The 20,183-nt window shown below is 72.1% G+C and carries 16 protein-coding genes and 1 riboswitch; of the genes, 9 read left to right on the plus strand and 7 right to left on the minus strand.

Annotated features, from left to right (window positions below):
* Positions 1-308 precede the first annotated feature (308 nt).
* Complete coding sequence (locus AC5L34_RS16900; RefSeq protein WP_441177460.1) at positions 309-905, minus strand: hypothetical protein; 597 nt, start codon at positions 903-905, stop codon at positions 309-311.
* An 852-nt stretch (positions 906-1,757) separates the two neighbouring features.
* Between AC5L34_RS16900 and AC5L34_RS16905 the strand changes: the two genes are divergently transcribed.
* The 4 genes from AC5L34_RS16905 to mshC all read left to right on the plus strand — a co-directional run bounded on the left by AC5L34_RS16905 (position 1,758) and on the right by mshC (position 5,483).
* Positions 1,758-2,471, plus strand: a complete 714-nt coding sequence (locus tag AC5L34_RS16905; RefSeq protein WP_441177458.1) for a histidine phosphatase family protein — start codon at positions 1,758-1,760, stop codon at positions 2,469-2,471.
* A gap of 286 nt (positions 2,472-2,757) precedes the next feature.
* Positions 2,758-3,342, plus strand: a complete 585-nt coding sequence (locus AC5L34_RS16910) for a DUF3090 domain-containing protein (protein ID WP_441177457.1) — start codon at positions 2,758-2,760, stop codon at positions 3,340-3,342.
* A complete protein-coding gene (locus tag AC5L34_RS16915; RefSeq protein WP_441177456.1) occupies positions 3,339-4,157 on the plus strand; it encodes an SCO1664 family protein in 819 nt (272 codons plus the stop codon). Before AC5L34_RS16910 ends, AC5L34_RS16915 begins: the two co-directional genes overlap by 4 nt.
* A gap of 87 nt (positions 4,158-4,244) precedes the next feature.
* Positions 4,245-5,483, plus strand: a complete 1,239-nt coding sequence (gene mshC, locus AC5L34_RS16920) for a cysteine--1-D-myo-inosityl 2-amino-2-deoxy-alpha-D-glucopyranoside ligase (RefSeq protein WP_441177455.1) — start codon at positions 4,245-4,247, stop codon at positions 5,481-5,483.
* Between the two features lie 36 nt (positions 5,484-5,519).
* Here mshC and AC5L34_RS16925 read toward each other — a convergent pair whose 3' ends face one another.
* On the minus strand, positions 5,520-6,311 hold the full coding sequence (locus AC5L34_RS16925) for a GntR family transcriptional regulator (protein WP_441177454.1): 792 nt from the start codon (positions 6,309-6,311) through the stop codon (positions 5,520-5,522).
* Positions 6,312-6,456: 145 nt separating this feature from the next.
* Positions 6,457-7,326 carry a PAC2 family protein gene (locus tag AC5L34_RS16930; protein WP_101409578.1) on the minus strand — a complete coding sequence of 290 codons (870 nt, stop codon included), beginning with the start codon at positions 7,324-7,326 and terminating at the stop codon, positions 6,457-6,459.
* 261 nt (positions 7,327-7,587) lie between these two features.
* Here AC5L34_RS16930 and metH point away from each other — a divergent pair, with 261 nt between their 5' ends.
* Positions 7,588-11,103, plus strand: a complete 3,516-nt coding sequence (gene metH / locus AC5L34_RS16935; RefSeq protein WP_441177453.1) for a methionine synthase — start codon at positions 7,588-7,590, stop codon at positions 11,101-11,103.
* 104 nt (positions 11,104-11,207) lie between these two features.
* Here metH and AC5L34_RS16940 read toward each other — a convergent pair whose 3' ends face one another.
* Entirely contained in the window at positions 11,208-11,975 is a 768-nt protein-coding gene (locus AC5L34_RS16940) for a helix-turn-helix domain-containing protein (protein ID WP_494825834.1), read from the minus strand.
* Positions 11,976-12,055: 80 nt separating this feature from the next.
* Here AC5L34_RS16940 and AC5L34_RS16945 point away from each other — a divergent pair, with 80 nt between their 5' ends.
* Complete coding sequence (locus AC5L34_RS16945; protein ID WP_441177451.1) at positions 12,056-12,445, plus strand: nuclear transport factor 2 family protein; 390 nt, start codon at positions 12,056-12,058, stop codon at positions 12,443-12,445.
* 140 nt (positions 12,446-12,585) lie between these two features.
* Here AC5L34_RS16945 and AC5L34_RS16950 read toward each other — a convergent pair whose 3' ends face one another.
* Positions 12,586-13,320, minus strand: a complete 735-nt coding sequence (locus AC5L34_RS16950) for a dienelactone hydrolase family protein (protein WP_441177505.1) — start codon at positions 13,318-13,320, stop codon at positions 12,586-12,588.
* Between the two features lie 377 nt (positions 13,321-13,697).
* On the opposite strand from AC5L34_RS16950, the gene AC5L34_RS16955 reads away from it, so the two are divergent.
* Positions 13,698-14,762, plus strand: a complete 1,065-nt coding sequence (locus AC5L34_RS16955; protein ID WP_441177450.1) for a golvesin C-terminal-like domain-containing protein — start codon at positions 13,698-13,700, stop codon at positions 14,760-14,762.
* Between the two features lie 191 nt (positions 14,763-14,953).
* Here the strand turns inward: AC5L34_RS16955 and AC5L34_RS16960 are convergent, their stop codons facing one another.
* Together AC5L34_RS16960 and AC5L34_RS16965 are read right to left on the minus strand one after the other, a co-directional pair.
* Positions 14,954-15,655 carry a cation efflux transmembrane domain-containing protein gene (locus tag AC5L34_RS16960; RefSeq protein WP_441177449.1) on the minus strand — a complete coding sequence of 234 codons (702 nt, stop codon included), beginning with the start codon at positions 15,653-15,655 and terminating at the stop codon, positions 14,954-14,956.
* Positions 15,655-15,984: an ArsR/SmtB family transcription factor gene (locus AC5L34_RS16965; RefSeq protein ID WP_441177448.1), complete on the minus strand. Its 330-nt coding sequence runs from the start codon at positions 15,982-15,984 to the stop codon at positions 15,655-15,657. The genes AC5L34_RS16960 and AC5L34_RS16965 overlap by 1 nt, the downstream gene beginning before the upstream one ends.
* A 373-nt stretch (positions 15,985-16,357) precedes the next feature.
* Positions 16,358-16,572: riboswitch (cobalamin riboswitch) on the plus strand.
* Positions 16,573-16,790: 218 nt separating this feature from the next.
* Here AC5L34_RS16965 and AC5L34_RS16970 point away from each other — a divergent pair.
* Positions 16,791-19,136, plus strand: a complete 2,346-nt coding sequence (locus AC5L34_RS16970; RefSeq protein ID WP_494826002.1) for a ribonucleoside-diphosphate reductase subunit alpha — start codon at positions 16,791-16,793, stop codon at positions 19,134-19,136.
* A gap of 35 nt (positions 19,137-19,171) precedes the next feature.
* Positions 19,172-20,167, plus strand: a complete 996-nt coding sequence (locus AC5L34_RS16975; protein WP_494826003.1) for a ribonucleotide-diphosphate reductase subunit beta — start codon at positions 19,172-19,174, stop codon at positions 20,165-20,167.
* Positions 20,168-20,183: the final 16 nt, after the last annotated feature.

The raw sequence follows: 20,183 nt of genomic DNA on the forward strand, positions 1-20,183 counted from the left end.
GTCCGTGTCCGACCCACCGCCGGCCGTCACTGCCTGCCTGGCGCCTTGGCGTCTGGCGCCGCACTCTCTCGCCGGATTGCGTCCGTCGTGCTCGCCGTCCTTACGTCGAGATCTTGGACGGTTGTCGTTTGGTGTGAGCGGCAACTGTCCAAGATCTGGTGGTGGAGATGCCAGCGGCCGGCGCCCCTGTCGGGGCGTCGGCCGTGGGGTGGTGGTTGTGTCGTGGTGGATGTGCCGCAGGCCGGCACCGATTGATCGGTGCCGGCCAGCGGTCCCCCTTGTGGTGGTGGAAAGTCTCTGGGGTCAGGTCAGCTGTTCCAGTGCTCGGTGACGAGGTCGGCGGCCTGCTGCTCCCACTGGGCGTAGTGGTCGGGGTAGGCCGACACCTGCACGGTCTGCGCGGCCTTGGTCAGGGGCATGTCCTGCCACCCGTCGACCTGCTTGAGGCCCTTCAGGAACGCCGTCGTCGAGTACTCGGGGTCGGTGATCTGCTCCACCGTGCCCCAACCGGAGGACGGGCGCTGCTGGAACAGGCCCTGCGAGTCGTGGTCGTTGCGGTCACCCAGGTGACCCAGGTTCTCCAGCTTCGACTCCTGCAGGGCCGTCGCGATGGAGACGACGGCGGCGCGCTCGTCCATGCCGGCCTTCTTCGTCGCCGCGATGATCGCCTTGACGTTGTCGACCTGCTCGTCGGACAGGTCGATGCGCGACTGGGCGCCCTGCACACCGTGCGGGACCAGCTTGCCCTTGTCCACGGCCGGCTTGTCAGCCTGCATGGCCACAGCCGCCACGGGCGTGGTGTCGACAGTCGTCGGGGTGCTGTCGGTCATCGGGCCGGCGGCCACACCACCGGCGAACGCGAGACCAGCAATACCGAGAACGCTGTTACGAATGAACGTGTTCATGGGGGACGCTCCATTCGGGGGTTGGCACCGCACACCGAAGGGGGATCGGCTCTGTGTGCGGGTGCAAGCACCGTCCGGCGCTCGATGAACAACGGGGAACCTCCGGCGGCCTGCCGGAGGAAAGATCAGAGTCGGCCGCGTGGGGCGGAGGGGATGCCCTGCACGTGGGCCGGGACCATGTGTAACGACCGGCCGGCCGCCATCATTCCGGGGCCCGGGCTGGCCACCTGCCCGGGAGGCGGGGCGTGCCTTGCTCGGTCGTACGCATGGTGTAACGACCCGGGGCCGGCCACGATTCCGCCCCCACGATGCTCCCGGTCACACCGCGAACCGGACATGCGTCTCGTTGTCGACTCGTTTCGGCTGGGTCTGGTGGGGTTGCGGTGGGCGCTCCGGATTGGTGTCGGTCGGGGTGGAGGGGCGGCGAAGCCGCGTGTCAGGGGATGAACCCGACATGTGGGTGTCGGTGATGTCCGTTGGTGGCTTCCGGGCATGGTCAATGGTCAGCCGAGCCTGTCGGGCCGGCCCCGGTTGCGAGATCTTGGCGAGGATCGGCCCCTGGAGGGGCACTCTCGTTCCAAGATCTGCCGACGCCGACGCCGACGCCGACGCCGACGCCGACGCCGACGCGGTGTGGGCGCGGGGCCGGCAGACGCGGGGGCGGTGCGGGATAAGCGCGGGATAAGTGCGGGCCGCGGGTGTTATGCCCGGTGTGGGACTGCCATCGTCGATGGGGCGGTCAGCGCCGTCGAGGTGGGTCGGGCCCGGGGCCGTAGCGCAGATGGGGGAGCGCGGGCCATACCGCGCACCGGGGAGGCACCCGTGGCCGGACACAGGTCATAGGGTGGTCCCGTGGCGACCCTTCTGCTTCTGCGACACGGCCGGACGACCGCGAACGCCGACGGCGGGCTGGCCGGCCGTCAGCCCGTGGAACTGGATGAGACGGGCCGGGCCCAGGCGAGCGCGGCCGGCGAGCGGCTGCGGGCGGTGCCGCTCGCGGCGGTGGTGACCAGCCCGCTGATCCGGTGCCGGCAAACCCTGGAGCTGGCGTTGCCCGGGGCCGCCCCGGTGGTGGAGGAGGGGCTGATCGAGTGCGGCTACGGCGCATGGGAGGGGCAGCCGCTGAAGAAGCTGGCGAAGGAGCCACTCTGGCCGGTGGTCCAGCAGCATCCGAGCGCCGCGGTCTTCCCCGAGGGGGAGGCGATGGCCGCGATGGCCGCGCGGGCGGTCACCGCGGTGCGTACGTGGGACGCCCGGATCACGGCGGAGCACGGCCCCGAGGCGGTCTGGCTGGCGTGCAGCCACGGCGACGTGATCAAGGCGATCGTCGCCGACGCGCTCGGCGTACACCTGGATCTGTTCCAGCGGATCGTGGCCGATCCGGCCTCGGTGACGGCGATCCGCTACACGCCGCTGCGGCCGTTCCTGCTGCGGCTCAACGACACCGGCGGCGACCTCGCCGGGTTGGTGCCGCCGCCGCGAAAGCGCCGCCGACGGGCGACGCGGGCGGCCGGGGCGGCCGACTCCGACGCGCCGGTCGGCGGCGGCGCGGGGGCGGGCCGGTGACGGGCCGGCGGCGACCCGACCCACGGCCTCGCCGCAGGGCGCCGCGTCCGGCGGGGCGGTGCCTGGGCGTGGCGGCCGTCCCGCCCGCGACGCTCGCCCCGGCCGACGAGGAGTCCGCGCGCCGGTGCGGGCCGGGAGTCCCGTCCGCGACGCTGGGGCGCGGGACCGGCGTCTGGCCGGCCGCCACGCCCGGGTGCGGCGCGCGGTGCGCCGGGCGCGGCGGGCGCGCGGCGATTCACGTCGGTGGGGTGCGCGGCGCTGTGGCGCGCCGGATAGGGTCGTGGGTATGACCCACCAGGTGCACGCCTTCGAGCCGCCGGAGCGGTTCGTCGCCGGGACGGTCGGGCCGCCGGGGGAGCGCACGTTCTTCCTCCAGGCGCGCGGCGGTGGCCGGCTGGTCAGCGTCGCGCTGGAGAAGGTCCAGGTGTCGTTGCTCGCCGAGAAGCTCGAGGAGCTGCTCTCCGAGGCGCAGCGCCGCTTCGGCGTGGAGCTGCCCGAGCCGGTGGCCGTCGTCGGCGACAACGACCCGCTGGACACGCCCGTCGACGAGGAGTTCCGGGTCGGCACGCTCGGGCTGGCGTTCGACGTCGACACCGCGACCGTGGTGATCGAGGCCATCGCCGTGGGCGAGGCGGAGGCCGAGGTCGACCTCGGCGAGCCCGACGACGACGAGGACGTCGACGACGAGGACGAGGAACCGGACGAGGACCTCGACCGGCTCCGGGTGCGGCTGACCCCCGAGGCCACCCGCCAGTTCATCGAGCGGGCCCGGCGGGTGGTCAACGCCGGCCGGCCGCCCTGTCCGCTGTGCGGCCAGCCCCTCGACCCCGCCGGTCACCTCTGCCCGCGCCATAACGGTTACCACCGGTGACGTCGTCGGACCTGCAACCCCGACAGGACGGTGAGGCCGCGCTCCGGTTGCTCCGCGACGGCCACCTCGACCTGGAGGGGCGGCTCGTCGACGCCTCCAACACGACCCTGCGCGGCATCCTGACCCTCGACGGGGTGACGGCCCGCTGCGTCTACAAGCCGGTGCGCGGTGAGCGCCCGCTGTGGGACTTCCCGGACGGCACGCTGGCCGGCCGGGAGGTCTCGGCGTACGTGGTCTCCCGGGCCACCGGCTGGGACCTGGTCCCGCCGACGGTGCTGCGCGACGGCCCGTTCGGGCCTGGCTCCTGCCAGCTCTGGATCGACGAGCCGGAGGAGGCCGAGCCCCTGGTCGGGTTCGTGCCGGCCGACGCGCTGCCGCCCCGCTGGTTCCCGGTCGCCGCGGCGCGCGACGACGACGGCACGCCGTACGCGCTGGCCCACGCCGACGATCCGAGGCTGGCCCGGCTCGCGGTGCTCGACGCCGTGATCAACAACGCGGACCGCAAGGGCGGGCACGTGCTGGTCGGCGCGGACGACCGGATCTACGGCGTCGACCACGGGGTGAGCTTCCACGTGGAGGAGAAACTGCGCACGGTGCTCTGGGGCTGGGCCGGCCGGCAACTGCCGGCGGACGCCGTGGAGATGCTCGACGCGCTCGCGGGCCAGCTGCCCGGGGCGCTCGGCGCCGAGCTGGCCGAACACCTGACGGTCCGGGAGGTCGCCGAGGTGGCGGCCCGGGTCGACCGGCTGCGGCACACCGGCCTGTTCCCGCAGCCGTCGCAGGACTGGCCGGCGGTGCCCTGGCCCCCCATGTGAGTGCCGGCCGACCGTCGCGCGGCGCTGTCATGTTGATCACTGTGGGCCGGTCCTGCCGCGCGGCGCCGGCTCGTTAGGCTGACGGTCATGGACTCTTGGGCGGGACACGAGGTGCCGCGGCTGCCGGGCAGGGGCCAGCCGCTGTCGTTGTTCGACTCGGCGCGGCAGGGCGCCCACGCCAGCGACCCGAGCGGCACCGCGACCATGTACGTCTGCGGCATCACCCCGTACGACGCCACGCACCTGGGCCACGCCGCCACCATGATCGCGTTCGACCTGGTGCAGCGGGTGTGGCGGGACGCCGGCCTGGACGTGCACTACGTGCAGAACGTCACCGACATCGACGACCCGCTGCTGGAGCGCGCCGAGCGCGACGGCGAGGACTGGAAGGTCCTGGCGATGCGGGAGACCGCGCTGTTCCGGGAGGACATGGAGGCGCTGCGGATGATCCCGCCGGCGCACTACGTCGGCGCGGTCGAGTCGATCCCCGACATCGCCGACAAGGTGCTCCTGCTGCTCAAGGACGGTGCCGCGTACCGCCTCGACGACGGCACCGGCGACGTCTACTTCGACGTCTCCGCCTCGCCCCGCTTCGGCTACGAGTCCAACCTGACCCGCGAGCAGATGGTGGAGATCTTCCCCGAGCGCGGCGGCGACCCGGACCGCGCCGGCAAGCGCGACCCGCTCGACCCGCTGCTGTGGCGCGGCGCCCGCGAGGGCGAGCCGTCCTGGCCGGGCGGCGAGCTGGGCGCCGGGCGTCCCGGCTGGCACATCGAGTGCGCGGTCATCGCGCTCAACCTGCTCGGTGACCGGATCGACGTGCAGGGCGGCGGCAACGACCTGATCTTCCCCCACCACGAGTGCTCCGCCGCGCACGCCGAGCGGCTCACCGGCGTCGCGCCGTTCGCCGACCACTACGTGCACGCCGGCATGATCGGCCTGGACGGCGAGAAGATGTCGAAGTCCCGGGGCAACCTGGTCTTCGTCTCCCGGCTGCGCGCCGACCAGGTCGACCCGATGGCGGTCCGGCTGGCCCTGCTCTCGGGGCACTACCGCGCCGACCGCGCCTGGACCGACGAGCTGCTGGCGACCGCGCAGGAGCGGCTGGACCGCTGGCGGCGGGCCGCCGCCGCGCCCGCCGGCCCGTCGGGCGGGGAGTTCCTGGCCGGCGTACGCGCCCGCCTCGCCGACGACCTCGACTCGCCGGGCGCCCTGGCGCTGGCCGACGCGTGGGCCGACGCGACCCTCGCCGGCAACGCCGACGACCCAGCCGCCCCCGCCCTCTTCGCCACCACCCTGGACGCCCTCCTCGGGCTCCACCTCTGATCCACCCCCTCCACGTCGACGGGGCGGGGGTGGGGGTCAGCCCAGGACCAGGCCGGGGTCCGGGGTGGGGTCGGGGGCCGGGGCGGGGATCTTGTACTCCTCGGTCAGCGTGGTGACCGGGCCGGGCCAGGTGGCCTGGGCCACCTCGATGGGCTTGCGCTGGCCGTCGTAGGCGACGTGCAGCAGGTGCAGAACGGGGGTGTCGGGGCGGATCTGGAGGATCTCGGCCTCCTCCCGGCTGGGCTGGCGGGCGCTGATGGTGTCGGTGGCGGAGACGTACCGTCGGCCGGTGGCCTCCTCGGCCTCCTGGTAGAGCGGGCGACCGAAGGCCTCGGCGCGCTCCAGTGAGGTGCCGGCGGTGTCGGCGGGCAGGAACCACGAGGCGCCCACCTCGACGGGGGAGTCCTCGGTGCGTACGAGGTGGCGCCGGCAGAGCAGGTCGGTGCCGTCGGCCACGCCGAACGCGTCGGCCACCTCCGGCGGGGCGGGGGCCCGGCCGACGGAGACGAGCTGCTGCCGGTACCGCGCGGCCAGGTCGGTGTGGTAGCCGCGGAAGCCGCCGTAGCGGCCCCGGGAGAGCCGGTTGAGCCGCCGCCGGGTGCCCCGGACGTACGTCCCGGAGCCGGGCTTGGTGATCAGGATGCCCTCGACCCGCAGTTGGTCGACGGCGCGCTGCACGGTCTGCTTCGCCACGCCGAACATCTCGGCGACGGCCGGGATGGACGGCAGCCGCTCGCCCGGACCCCAGTCGCCGCGGCGGATCTGGGCCTTGAGCTGCGCGGCGATCTGCCGGTGCGGGAACTCGGCCGCCCCCGGATTGATCTGCATGCCCGCCTCCTCGATGACAGCTAGGTTCCTAGGATGCCGTAGAGGTGGTGACGGCGCCACCCCGGACACGCGAAACCCACGCGGCGGGAAGACACTCGGGCCCCGGACGCGACGCGTCCGGGGCCCGACGGGCAGGCGGTGGGTGCTACCAGGAACCGGCGGTGGGGCCGGCCGAGCCGCCGCGGCGGCGCAGGTACTTCTCGAACTCCTGGGCGATCTCGTCACCGGTCAGCGGGGTGATGCCCGCGTCGCCGACGCGTTCCTCCAGCTCGCGCACGTACTCGCCGAGCTCGGCGTCCTGCTCGGCGGCGCTGCGCACCCGCTGCTCCCACTCGGCGGCCTCCTCGGCCAGGTCGGCCATGGGCACCGGCAGGTCGAGCACCTCCTCGACGCGGTGCAGCAGGGCGAGGGTGGCCTTGGGGCAGGGCGGGTTGTTGGCGTAGTGCGGCACGTGCACCCAGAACGAGACGGCGTCGACCTCGGCCTTGTTGCAGGCGTCGTGCAGCACGCCGACGATCCCGGTCGGCCCGTCGTAGCGGGTGGGGGTGAGCTGGTAGCGCTGGGCGGCCTCCGCGTCGGAGGCGCTGCCGCTGATCGGCAGCGGCCGGGTGTACGGCACGTCGGCCAGCAGCGCGCCGAGCACGACCACCCGCTCGACCTCCAGGCTGTGGCAGATCTCCAGCACCTGCTCGCAGAAGGTGCGCCAGCGCATGCTCGGCTCGATGCCCCGGATCAGCACGACGTCCCGCTCCGTGCCCTCGGGGCTGGCCACCATGAAGCGCGTCGTGGGCCACTCGACCCGGCGGGTCTCGCCCTCGGCCATGGTGATGGTGGGCCGGCTGACCTGGAAGTCGTAGAAGTCCTCCGGGTCCAGTTCGGTGACCTGCCGGGCCTGCCACACCTGTTCCAGGTGCTCGACCGCGGCGGTGGACGCGTCGGCGGCGTCGTTCCAGCCCTCGAACGCGGCGATCGCCACGGGGGACCGCAGCACCGGCAGTCCGTCGAACTCGGTCACGCCGTCACCTCACCCTGCTCGTCGGGGCCGGCGCCGGGACCGGACCCGGTCGTCCGCCCGCCGGGCGTGGTGCTGTCGCTGTAGTCCTTCACGTCCGCCAGCCTACGTGTCGGGGCGGGATGCGGCCCGTCGGCCGCGCCGGTCGTGCCCGGGGGTGGCCGGCCATACCACGATGAACCGGACAGCGTGATCCCGCTGACACAATGTGGGAAGGCGCGTACGGGGGGATCGGTCGCGTCGCGTCGGCACTAACCTGATCCCGTGCGGACCTCATTGCTCGACGTACTGGCAGACCGGATTCTCGTCGCCGACGGCGCCATGGGCACGATGCTGCAGGCGGCCGACCTCACCCTGGACGACTTCGAGGGCTACGAGGGCTGCAACGAGGTGCTCAACGTGACCCGGCCGGACGTCGTACGCGGGGTGCACGAGGCGTACCTGGCGGCGGGCGCCGACTGTGTCGAGACCAACACGTTCGGGGCCAACCTGGCCAACCTGGGTGAGTACGACATCCAGCACCGCATCCGGGAGCTCTCCGAGGCCGGGGCCCGCCTCGCCCGGGAGGCCGCCGACGCGTACGCCACGCCGGAGCGGCCCCGCTTCGTGCTGGGCTCGATCGGCCCGGGCACCAAGCTGCCCACCCTCGGGCACGCCGACTACGCGACCCTGCGCGACGCCTACCAGGAGAACGCCGAGGGCCTGATCGAAGGCGGATCGGACGCGTTGATCGTCGAGACGTGCCAGGACCTGCTCCAGGTCAAGGCCGCGGTGGTCGGCTCGAAGCGGGCCATGGCAAGGCTCGGCCGGCCGGTCCCGATCATCTGCCACGTCGCCGTGGAGACCACCGGCACCATGCTGGTCGGAAGCGAGATCGGGGCGGCGCTGGCGGCCATCGAGCCGCTCGGGGTCGACCTGATCGGGCTGAACTGCTCGACCGGGCCGGCCGAGATGGGCGAGCACCTGCGCTACCTCTCCCGGCACTCCCGGATCCCGCTGTCGGTGATGCCGAACGCGGGCCTGCCGGTGCTGACCGCGGACGGGGCGTACTTCCCGCTGACCCCCGTCGAGCTTGCCGACGCCCTGGAGCGGTTCGTCACCGAGTACGGCGTCTCGCTCGTCGGCGGCTGCTGCGGCACCACCCCCGAGCACGTGCGGGTCCTGTCCGAGCGCCTGCACGGCACGCGCCCCGCGGCGCGCGAGCCGCGGCACGAGGCGGGCGTGTCGTCGGTGTACCACCCGGTGCCGTTCGCCCAGGACGCCTCCCTGCTGATGGTGGGGGAGCGGACCAACGCCAACGGCTCCAAGGCGTTCCGCGAGGCCATGCTCGCCGGCGACTGGCGGGCCTGCGTCGAGATCGCCCGCAGCCAGGCCCGCGACGGCTCGCACCTGCTGGACCTCTGCGTCGACTACGTCGGCCGCGACGGTACGCGGGACATGCGCGAGCTCGCCGGCCGGTTCGCCACCGCCTCGACCCTGCCGATCATGCTGGACTCGACCGAGCCGGCGGTCGTCGAGGCGGGGCTGGAGATGCTCGGCGGCCGGTGCGTGGTCAACTCGGTCAACTTCGAGGACGGCGACGGGCCGGAGTCCCGCTACGCCCGGGTGATGCCCATCGTCAAGGAGCACGGAGCGGCCGTGGTGGCGCTGCTCATCGACGAGGAGGGGCAGGCGCGCACCGCCGACTGGAAGGTGCGGGTCGCGGGCCGGCTGATCGACGACCTCACCGGGCGGTGGGGGATGGACCGCGAGGACATCCTGATCGACGCGCTGACGTTCCCGATCGCCACCGGCCAGGAGGAGACCCGGCGCGACGGCATCGAGACGATCGAGGCGATCCGGGAGATCGCCCGCCGCTGGCCGGGGGTCAACTTCACCCTCGGCATCTCCAACGTCTCCTTCGGGCTCAACCCGGCTGCCCGGCAGGTGCTCAACTCGGTGTTCCTGCACGAGTGCCGCGAGGCGGGTCTGACCAGCGCCATCGTGCACGCCAGCAAGATCCTGCCGTTCAACAAGATCCCCGACGAGCAGCGGGAGGTGGCGCTGGACCTGGTCTACGACCGGCGCCGCGAGGGCTACGACCCGGTGCAGAGGTTCATCGAGATCTTCGAGGGCGTGGACGCCGCGTCGGCGCGGGCGGGGCGGGCGGAGGAGTTGGCCGCCCTGCCGCTGGAGGAGCGGCTGAAGCGGCGGATCATCGACGGCGAACGCAACGGCCTCGAGGTCGACCTGGACACGGCGATGGCGCAGGGGCGCAGCCCGCTGTCCATCATCAACGACATCCTGCTCGACGGCATGAAGGTCGTCGGCGAGCTGTTCGGCTCGGGGCAGATGCAGTTGCCGTTCGTGCTCCAGTCCGCCGAGGTGATGAAGACCGCGGTGGCGTACCTGGAGCCGCACATGGAGACCGCCGAGGACGGCGGCAAGGGCCGCATCGTGCTGGCCACGGTGCGCGGCGACGTGCACGACATCGGCAAGAACCTGGTCGACATCATCCTGTCCAACAACGGCTACGAGGTCGTCAACATCGGCATCAAGCAGCCGATCAGCGCGATCCTGGAAGCCGCCGAGCAGCACCGGGCCGACGCGATCGGCATGTCGGGCCTGCTCGTCAAGAGCACCGTGATCATGAAGGAGAACCTCGCCGAGATGGCGTCGCGCGGGGTCGCGGAACGCTGGCCGGTCCTGCTGGGCGGGGCGGCGCTGACCCGGGCGTACGTCGAGGACGACCTGCGGGCGATGTTCCCCGGCCAGGTGCACTACGCCCGCGACGCCTTCGAGGGACTGTCACTGATGGACCGGGTGATGACGGCCAAGCGCGGCGGCGCGCCGGTCATCGACGCGGAGCGGGAGGCGGCCCTGGCGGCCCGCCGGGCGCGCCGTGAGCGGCAGCGGGCGATCGTCAGCGAGTCGTTGCCGGAGCTGGACGACGCGTCGGTGCGCTCCGACGTGGCCACCGACGTGGAGGTGCCCGCCCCGCCGTTCCTGGGCACGCGGGTGGTCAAGGGCGTGCCGCTGGCCGACTACGCGGCGCTGCTCGACGAGCGGGCCACGTTCCTCGGGCAGTGGGGCCTGCGGGGCGCCCGTAGCGGGCAGGGGCCGTCCTATGAGGAGCTGGTGGAGACCGAGGGCCGGCCCCGGCTGCGCTACTGGCTGGACCGGCTGATCGCCGACCAGGTGCTGGAGGCGGCCGTGGTGTACGGCTACTTCCCGGCGTACGCCGAGGGCAACGACCTGGTGGTGCTGGACGAGAACGGGCACTCCGAGCGGGCGCGGTTCTCCTTCCCCCGGCAGCGGCAGGAGCGGCGGCTCTGCCTGGCCGACTTCTTCCGCCCGCGCGGCGACGAGCTGGACGTGGTGGCGTTGCAGCTGGTCACGGTGGGGCATCCGATCAGCGAGTACACGGCGAAGATGTTCGCCCGCAACGAGTACCGCGACTACCTGGAGGTGCACGGGCTGTCCGTGCAGCTCACCGAAGCGCTCGCGGAGTACTGGCACCGGCGGATCCGCGCCGAGCTGACCCTGCCCGGCGGTCGTACGGTGGCCGACGACGATCCGGCGGACCTGGCGGGTCTGCTGCGCACGGACTACCGGGGCTGCCGGTACGCGTTCGGCTACCCGGCCTGCCCGGACCTGGAGGACCGGGCGAAGATCGTGGAGCTGCTGGGCGCGGAGCGGATCGGCGTGCAGTTGTCGGAGGAGTTCCAGCTGATGCCGGAGCAGGCGACCGACGCGATCGTGGTGCACCACCCGGAGGCCAGCTACTTCAACGCCAAGTGACGCCGTACCCGTCCCGGGCTGCGCGAACGCGGTCCGGGGCGGTGTCGGGGCGCCCGGGTCCGCAGGTCGGGCCCGGAGGCGGTGTCGATCGCCCGGCGGGCGCGCTACTTCGTGAAGTACGCCGCACTCTCCGCGTCTGCCGGGTAGTAGGACTCGATCGCGATCTCGTCGACCGTGATGTCCGTCGGTGTGCCGAACGTGGTGATGGTGGAGAACAGCCGTAGCTCCCGTCCGCCGACGCGGAGGATCATGGGGATCACGACGCCCGTGTCGATCCCACGGCTCGACTCTTCGCCGGGCTCGGGCGCCAACAGCTCTTCGTAGAGTGCGGCGAGTTCGGGGTCGGGAGCAGCGGCGAGCTGGCGGGAGATGCGGCTGCGGAACACCGCGCGCACGTCGGCGAGGTTGACGACGATGCGGGCGAACCCGCGCGGGTGCAGTCCCAGCCGCACCAGGTTGACTGGCGGCCGCAGCAGGTCGGGATCCGCCTGCGCGAAGAACGGGTCGACAGCGCGATTGGTCATCACGATGTTCCACCGGCGATCGAAGACCACTGCCGGGTACGGCTCGTGTGCGCGCAGGACCCTGCGGACGGCGTCGCGGACGGCCGCCAAGGCGCCGTCGTCGAGCGGACGCTCGGCGTACCGGGGTGCGAAGCCGCCGGCGAGCAGGAGCCGGTTGCGATCCCGCAGCGGCACGTGGAGGTGGTCCGCGAGTCGGAGGATCATGTCGGCGCTCGGCTTGGACCTGCCCGTCTCGACCAGGCTGACGTGACGGGCCGAGACGTCCGCCGCGATCGCGAGATCCAGCTGGCTGAGTCCCCGCCGGTGCCGCCACTGCCGCAGGAGCTCCCCGACCGTGTGCACGATCACGAAGCGTACCCGTCGTCGCGGCGGACGCCATGAAGTCCGACTTCATCGACAATCGAAGCAGTCGCGGAAACACTGCGTCTGTGACCATCGAGAACAAGAGCATCGTCCAACAGGCGCTGACCGGGCTCATCGAGACGGGCGACGTGGACGCGCTCGCACGGTTCCTGAGCGACGACTTCGTCCACCACAGACCGGGCTCGACCACATCGACCAGGAAGGAGTGGCTCGCCGCCGTCCGCGCCGCGCTGGCGCCCCTCGCCGGCATGCAGGTCGAGATCCATCAGATGCTGGCCGACGGTGATCATGTCGTGGTGTACTCGCGGCGCTGGCTTCCCGATGCGGGACCGGAGATCGCGGTCGTCGACATCTGGCGGATCGACGACGGGCTGATCGCCGAGGGATGGGAGATCATCGAGCCGACGGCGCAGGTGGCGGCCAATCTGGTGTGGTGGGAATCTGCTCAGCGCTGACCACGCGTGAGCGGCCACCCGCCGATGATCGGCTATCAGGACCTGCGTGAGCGCGCCGCCGCCGATGATCGGCCCTCAGGAGTTGGGGGGACGCGCCGACCGGGAACGGACCCCGATCGGCGCGTCGCGGACCGCGGGCGTTATCGGCCGAGGTGCCGGGCGAAGAACCGTAGCGCACTGTCCAGCTCGAACGCCGGGATCTCGCCGTGCCTGCCGGGGTTGGCGTGCAGGGTCTTCTCGGTCGAGGCCAAGGCGTCGAACAGTGCCAAGCCCTGGGCCCGCGGCACCCGCTCATCGTCCCACTGCAGCAGGAACTCCACCGGGACGGTGATCCGCGCGGCGGCCTGGGCGGATGCCAACGCACCGCCCAGGCCCAGCACCGCCGCGCGGACGCGGGGTTCGGCGGCGACGAACGGCACGCCGAGTCCGCAGCCCAATGACACACCCCAGTAGCCCACCGGGCCGGCACCGACGTAAACAAGATCCTGGACCGCGTCCAGGACCGCCCGCCACTCCGGGACGGTCTGGCGGGCCACGAGCGCCTGGAAACCAGCGATCAGCGGAGCCAGGTCCTCTCCGGCGTCCACGCGAGCCTGGTTCTCGGTCGCGATCCGGTCGTACTCCTCGTCCTTCGGCCGGTCGCCATGGCCGGGCACGTCCACCGCCGCCACCGCGAAGTCACACTCGGCCACGAAGCGGCGCGCGCGGGCCACGATGCCGGGGGCCTTCTTGTGCTGGCCGCCGCCGTGTCCCATCAGGATCAGGGGGCGGGTACCGGCGGCGCCTTCCGCCGTCCACAGCACGCCGGGAATGTCACCGAGGATGAACATCTGTTCGCGGACGCCGTCCGACGACGTCGCAGAGTTGAAGCGCATAGCGCTCACGCCTTTCGGGATGCCTTTGCGGGCGCTCCCTAGGCCATGCGAGGGAGGGAGCCCCGACCTGTCGCAGCGTTGATCGGTCTCACCTCCTCGGTTCGCAGCAGCGCACAGCGACGCCGAAAATACCACGAAGGCACGCTCGCGTCCGCGTACGCAGGTCGCCGAGCGGAGGGTGTTTCTGGCACTCCACGTCGATCGACCGGTCAACCGTCAAGGAGCCCGGGGCATAGCGGAGTCACCAGGGCTCCGGGTCCCCAGCGGAGGGAGGAATCCTTCGCAACTCAGATCGGAGGGCGTAGACATCTTTCATCGGGCATCGAGGCTCCACTATATTGCGGGCACTGTCGATCTCTCCCGATGACGAGGTGCACATGTTCGACAACCCGACGCTGCGGCGGCGTACCCTCCTGGCGGCCGTCGCCGGCGCCGCGGCCGTCCCCGTGGTCGCCGGCCCCGCTTGGGCCGCGTTGCCCAAGGTCTACATCGACCCGGGCCACGGCGGCACCGACCCCGGCGCGGTGGGCAACGGGCTGCAGGAGAAGGCCCTGACACTCGACATCTCCCTGCAACTGCGCAACATCCTGCTGGCCAACTGGGCCGTCGACGTCCGCATGTCCCGTACGACCGACATCACCCGCAGCCTGGCGTACCGCACCGACGACGCCAACGCGTGGGGCGCGAACCTGCTCGTGAGCGTGCACATCAACTCCGGCGGCGGCACCGGCTTCGAAAGCTACCGGTACCCGACGTCGGACGCCGCCACCGTCAACCTGCACAACGCCCTGCACCCGAGGGTGATCGGCAACATGCGGACGATCGGTGGGGTCACCGACCGGGGGCTGAAGACCGCGAACTTCCACATGCTGCGCGAGTCGGCCATGCCCGCCGTGCTGACGGAGAACCTCTTCATTGACTCCGTCGCCGACTCGAACCTGCTCAAGCGCGCCGACTTCATCACCGCCACCGCCCGTGGCCACGCCGAGGGCATCGCCGCCTACCTCGGCCTGAGCGCGCCCAACCCGCCCACGTTCAGCACCATCGTGGACAACGCCACGGCGGGGCGGTTCACGGCGAGCACCAACTGGGGCACCTCCTCGTACTCCGCCCAGCGCTACGGGGCCGACTACCGCTTCGCCAACCCCACGCCGGCCAGCGACGCCGCCTGGTTCAAGGTGAACATCCCGGCGGCCGGTAACTACCGCGTCGAGGTGCGGCACCCGGCCGATCCCGGCTACAACAGCTCGGCCCCGCATGTCGTCGTCACCGCCTCGGGCAACCGCACGGTCAGCGTGGACCAGCGCTCCAGCGGCGGCGTCTGGCGCTCGCTGGGCACCTTCGGGCTGGCCGCCGGCGACCGGAACCTGGTCGCGGTCAGCCGCTGGACGAGCACCACCGGCTACGTGGTGGCCGACGCCGTCCGGGTCACCCGCGTCTGACAGCGCCGCCGGTCCGTGCCCGGTCGCCGACGACGTGCCGGTGGTGCGTCGTGGCGAGGTGACCGACGAGGCGTGGCCGGTGATCGCGCCGCCGCTGCCGGAGCCTGGTGCTCCGCGGTGGCGGCGCGATCACCGGCGGGACGACCACGGGACCCGGTGGCGGCCGCGCCGCGACCTGCCGAATGGCCCGCTCAGCATCCGCCCGCGCAGTCCGGCGTACGGCTGCTCGTCGCCGGGCCGGCCGGTCCGAGCCCGGGCGTGCAGCAGGCGTCGCCCCGCCACGCCTCGCGGCCCTCCTTCACCGCCACCGCCGCGATGACCAGCGCGGCGACGGGGTCTGCCCAGGACCACCCGAACAGGCTGTTCAACCCCAGCCCCACGAGCAGTACGGCGGACAGGTAGGTGCACAGCAGGGTCTGCTTGGAGTCCGCGACCGCCGAGCGGGAGCCGAGTTCCCGGCCGGCGCGGCGCTGCGCGTACGACAGCCCCGGCATGATCGCCAGCGACAGCGCGGCGAGCACCAGGCCGACGCTGGAATGCTCGGCCTCGGCACCGCCGAGCAGCGCCCGTGCCGACTCCACCGTGACGTACGCCGCGAGCGCGAAGAACGAGACCGCGATGATCCGTAGCGCGACCCTCTCGCGGGACTCCGGGTCGCGGCCGGCGAACTGCCATGCCACCGCAGCCGCCGACGACACCTCGATCACCGAGTCCAGCCCGAAGCCGATCAGCGCGGTCGACGACGCGAGCGTGCCGGCGGTGATCGCCACGACCGCCTCGACGACGTTGTAGGTGATCGTGGCGGCGACCAGCAGCCGTACCCGGCGGGCGAGCACCTCGCGGCGTGCCGGCGAGGGCCCCACCGGCGCCGGGTCGATCAGGGGCAGGCCCATCAGCAGCAGTCCTTCCCAGCGGAGTCCGGGCAGGCGTCGGGATCGACCGTCAGGGCGAGGCCGAGCAGGTCGGTCAGGGCGTGGGCCAGTCGGGCGTCGGCCAACTCGTAGCGGGTGCGCCGCCCCTGGGGTGCGGCGACCACGAGGCCGCAGCCGCGCAGGCACGCCAGGTGGTTCGACAGGTTCTGCCGGGTCGTGCCCAGCAGTTCGGCCAACTCCGCGGGATAGCCCGGCCCGTCGCGTAGCGCCAGCAGCAGCCGCGCCCGGGTCGGATCGGACAGGGCGTGACCGAAGCGCGCCAGCACCTGACCGTACGTCAACGTCTCCACGCCCCGATAGTACAGCCGACGATGTACGATCGGAGGCGGCTCGGTCTGCGCTGGCCTCGTGGGCCGGACGTCGACGGGAGCGGCCCCGCCGCCGGCAGCGGCCCCGCCGGCGCCGCGACCGGCGTCCGTAAGCCGCTCCCGCATCACTGCGCCCCGTCCGCGTGGGTCGTCACCTGGTGATCAGGACCCTGTGGACCTCATCCGGCGGTCTGGACGTCCAACGCGTCCTGATCACCGCTGGTTGCCGGGCGCAGCGTGCCGTGGGCGGTGCGTCGACGCGGGCATCCGGCGTGCGATCGACAGGCGTCATCCGGCTCGCCGACGACACGCCCGGCACCGACATGTGGGGTGTGACAACGCGGCCAACCCTATATATGGTGTCGGCGCAGCTGGTTCGGCCGCTCATCCGGAGCGGTCGAGGCAAGAGGGAACCCGGTGGGAATCCGGGACTGCCCCGCAGCGGTGAGTGGGAACGACCGCCGTCATCAGCACTGGGCCGTCAACGGCCTGGGAAGCGACGGCCAGTAGGAGACCGGCGAGTCCGGTCGCGCCCGCGAGTCCGAAGACCTGCCAGTGCGCCGTACGCCCGCATCAGGGTGTGTGGCGGTCCGAGGCCGCGTGGGACGGCCGACGCCATCTCGACGCGTGCTCGCGCGCGTCGTCGTCGGTGTCCGCTCCCCGCGTGCCCAGGAAATCCGTCTGGGATCAAGGCTCGCGAGGAGTGAGTGGTGACAGTCACCGAGGTTGTTCCGGCCGCCGGCACGGCGGTCGACGATGCGGCCGTGGCAGGCCAGCGGCGACCGCAGATGCGGGTCCGCAAGCGCGACGGCGGCACCGAGGCGGTCGACGTCAACCGGATCGTCCGGGCGGTCGAGCGGTGGGCCGACGACCTCGCCGACGTCGACCCGCTGCGGGTGGCGACCCGGACGATCAGCGGCCTGTACGACGGGGCGACGACGGCCGAACTGGACCGGCTGTCCATCCAGACCGCCGCGGAGATGATCGGCGAGGAGCCGCAGTACTCGCGGCTGGCGGCCCGCCTGCTGGCCGGGTACGTCGACAAGGAGGTCCGCCGGCAGGGCATCGGCTCCTTCAGTGAGGCGATCCGCCGGGGCCACGGCGAGGGACTGATCGGTGACGACACCGCCGCGTTCGTCGCCGCCCACGCCGGCGTCCTCGACGCCGCCGTCGACCCGCGCGGCGACCTGCGGTTCGAGTACTTCGGGCTGCGTACGGTCTACGACCGCTACCTGCTGCGCCACCCGACGAGCCGGCTGGTGCTGGAGACCCCGCAGTACTGGCTGCTGCGCGTGGCCTGCGGCCTGTCGCAGACGCCGGACGAGGCGGTCGAGTTCTACCGGCTGATGTCGAGCCTGGCGTACCTGCCGAGTTCGCCGACGCTGTTCAACTCCGGCACCCGGCACACGCAGATGTCCTCCTGCTACCTGGTCGACTCCCCGCGCGACGAGCTGGACTCGATCTACCAGCGGTACGCGCAGGTGGCGAACCTGTCGAAGTTCGCCGGCGGCATCGGCATCGCCTTCTCCCGGGTCCGTTCCCGGGGCGCGCTGATCAGGGGCACCAACGGGCAGTCCAACGGGATCGTGCCGTGGCTGCGGACGCTCGACGCCTCGGTGGCGGCGGTCAACCAGGGCGGCCGGCGCAAGGGCGCGGCCTGCGTCTACCTGGAGTCGTGGCACCCGGACGTCGAGGAGTTCCTCCAGCTGCGCGACAACACCGGTGAGGACGCCCGGCGCACCCACAACCTGAACCTGGCCAACTGGATTCCCGACGAGTTCATGCGGCGGGTGGAGGCCGACGGCGTGTGGTCGCTGTTCGACCCCGATGTGGTGCCGGAGCTGCCGGACCTGTGGGGGGAGGAGTTCGACGCGGCGTACCGGGCCGCCGAGGAGCAGGGCCGCTACGTGCGGCAGGTCCCTGCGCGGGAGCTGTACGGGCGGATGATGCGCACCCTCGCCCAGACCGGCAACGGGTGGATGACGTTCAAGGACGCCGCGAACCGGCTGTGCAACCAGACGGCCGAGGCGGGCAACGTGGTGCACCTGTCCAACCTCTGCACCGAGATCATCGAGGTGTCCAGCGACGGCGAGACCGCGGTGTGCAACCTCGGCTCGGTCAACCTCGCCGCCCACCTGGGCGCCGACGGCATCGACTGGGAGCGGCTGCGCGCCACCGTCCGCACCGCCGTGACGTTCCTCGACCGGGTCATCGACATCAACTACTACCCGACGCCGCAGGCGGCGGCGAGCAACCCCCGCTGGCGGCCCGTCGGGCTCGGGCTGATGGGTTTGCAGGACGTGTTCTTCGCGCTGCGGCTGCCGTTCGACTCCCCGGCCGCGCGGGAGCTGTCCACCCGGATCAGCGAGGAGCTGTACCTGACCGCCCTGGAGACCTCCGCCGACCTGGCGGAACGCTCGGGCGCCCACCCGGCGTACGGGCAGACCCGGGCGGCGCGCGGGCAGCTGCAACCCGACCTGTGGGGCGTGACGGTAGGCCAGCCGGCGAGGTGGGCCGCGCTGCGGGAGCGGGTCGCCGCGTACGGGCTGCGCAACTCGCTGCTGGTGGCGATCGCGCCGACCGCCACCATCGCCTCGATCGCCGGCTGCTACGAGTGCATCGAGCCGCAGGTGTCCAACCTGTTCAAGCGCGAGACCCTGTCGGGGGAGTTCCTCCAGGTCAACACCGCCCTCGTCCGCGAGCTGAAGGCCCGTGGCCTGTGGACGGAGCGGATCCGCACGGCGATCAAGCGCGCCGAGGGCTCCGTGCGGGACGTCGCGGAACTGCCGGCCGAGGTGCGGGAGCTGTTCCGTACCGCGTGGGAGCTGCCGCAGCGGGCGCTGATCGACCTGGCCGCGGCCCGCGCCCCGTACATCGACCAGTCGCAGTCGCTGAACCTGTTCCTGGCCGCTCCGACGATCGGCAAGCTCTCCTCGATGTACCTGTACGCCTGGAAGGCCGGGCTGAAGACGACGTACTACCTGCGGTCGCGGCCGGCCACCCGGATCCAGCAGGCCACGGTCGCGCCCGCCGGGCCGACCCGCGCCGCCGGCCTCGTCGCGCCGGTGGCGACCGTCGACGAGGCGCTGGCCTGCTCCCTGGAGAACCCCGAGTCGTGCGAGGCCTGCCAGTGACCACCCCGACCACCAGCGAACCGAGGACCGCCCACATGCTGCTCGACCCGGGGATGGATCTCACCCTGCGCCCGATGCGTTACCCGCACTTCTTCGACCGCTTCCGCGACGCCATCCGCAACACCTGGACCGTGGAGGAGGTCGACCTGCACGCCGACCTCGCCGACCTCGACCGGCTCTCCCCGGCCGAGCGGCACCTGGTCAGCCGCCTCGTCGCGTTCTTCGCCACCGGCGACACGATCGTCGCCAACAACCTCGTGCTCAACCTCTACCAGCACGTCAACTCCCCGGAGGGCCGGCTCTACCTGTCGCGGCAGCTGTTCGAGGAGGCCGTGCACGTCCAGTTCTACCTCAACCTGCTCGACACGTACGTGCCCGACGAGACCGAACGCTTCGCCGCGTTCGCCGCCATCGAGAACATCCCGTCGATCCGGCGCAAGGCCGAGTTCTGCTTCCGCTGGATCGACTCGCTGGGCGAGCTGCGTGAGCTGCGTACGCGACAGGACCGGCGGGCGTTCCTGCTCAACCTGATCTGCTTCGCCGCCTGCATCGAGGGGCTGTTCTTCTACGGCGCCTTCGCCTACGTCTACTTCCTGCGCTCCCGGGGGCTGCTGCACGGCCTGGCGTCCGGCACCAACTGGGTGTTCCGCGACGAGTCCATGCACATGGCCTTCGCCTTCGACGTGGTGGATACGGTCCGCGGGGAGGAGCCCGACCTGTTCGACGACGAGCTGGCCGAGCAGGTGCGGCAGATGCTCACCGAGGCCGTCCAGTGCGAGGTCCAGTTCGCCGAGGACCTGCTCGGCCAGGGCGTACCCGGGCTGTCCCTGGTCGACATGCGCGAGTACCTGCAACACGTCGCCGACCGGCGGCTCGCGCAGCTGGGCATCCCCGCCCACTACGGGTCGACCAACCCGTTCGCGTTCATGGAGTTGCAGGACGTCCAGGAGCTGTCGAACTTCTTCGAGCGGCGCGTGTCGGCGTACCAGGTCGGGGTGAGCGGCACGGTGGCCTTCGACGACGACTTCTGAGCCCGGGGGCGCCCCC

It is taken from the genome of Micromonospora sp. ZG13, assembly GCF_059359355.1.

Excerpts from the sequence above, each read along its gene's own strand:
- AC5L34_RS16900 (WP_441177460.1), bottom strand. The coding sequence starts at position 905 with ATGAACACGTTCATTCGTAACAGCGTTCTCGGTATTGCTGGTCTCGCG.
- AC5L34_RS16910 (WP_441177457.1), top strand. The coding sequence starts at position 2,758 with ATGACCCACCAGGTGCACGCCTTCGAGCCGCCGGAGCGGTTCGTCGCC.
- mshC (WP_441177455.1), top strand. The coding sequence starts at position 4,245 with ATGGACTCTTGGGCGGGACACGAGGTGCCGCGGCTGCCGGGCAGGGGC.
- AC5L34_RS16925 (WP_441177454.1), bottom strand. The coding sequence starts at position 6,311 with ATGCAGATCAATCCGGGGGCGGCCGAGTTCCCGCACCGGCAGATCGCC.
- AC5L34_RS16950 (WP_441177505.1), bottom strand. The coding sequence starts at position 13,320 with ATGCGCTTCAACTCTGCGACGTCGTCGGACGGCGTCCGCGAACAGATG.
- AC5L34_RS16955 (WP_441177450.1), top strand. The coding sequence starts at position 13,698 with ATGTTCGACAACCCGACGCTGCGGCGGCGTACCCTCCTGGCGGCCGTC.
- AC5L34_RS16960 (WP_441177449.1), bottom strand. The coding sequence starts at position 15,655 with ATGGGCCTGCCCCTGATCGACCCGGCGCCGGTGGGGCCCTCGCCGGCA.
- AC5L34_RS16970 (WP_494826002.1), top strand. The coding sequence starts at position 16,791 with ATGCGGGTCCGCAAGCGCGACGGCGGCACCGAGGCGGTCGACGTCAAC.
- AC5L34_RS16975 (WP_494826003.1), top strand. The coding sequence starts at position 19,172 with ATGCTGCTCGACCCGGGGATGGATCTCACCCTGCGCCCGATGCGTTAC.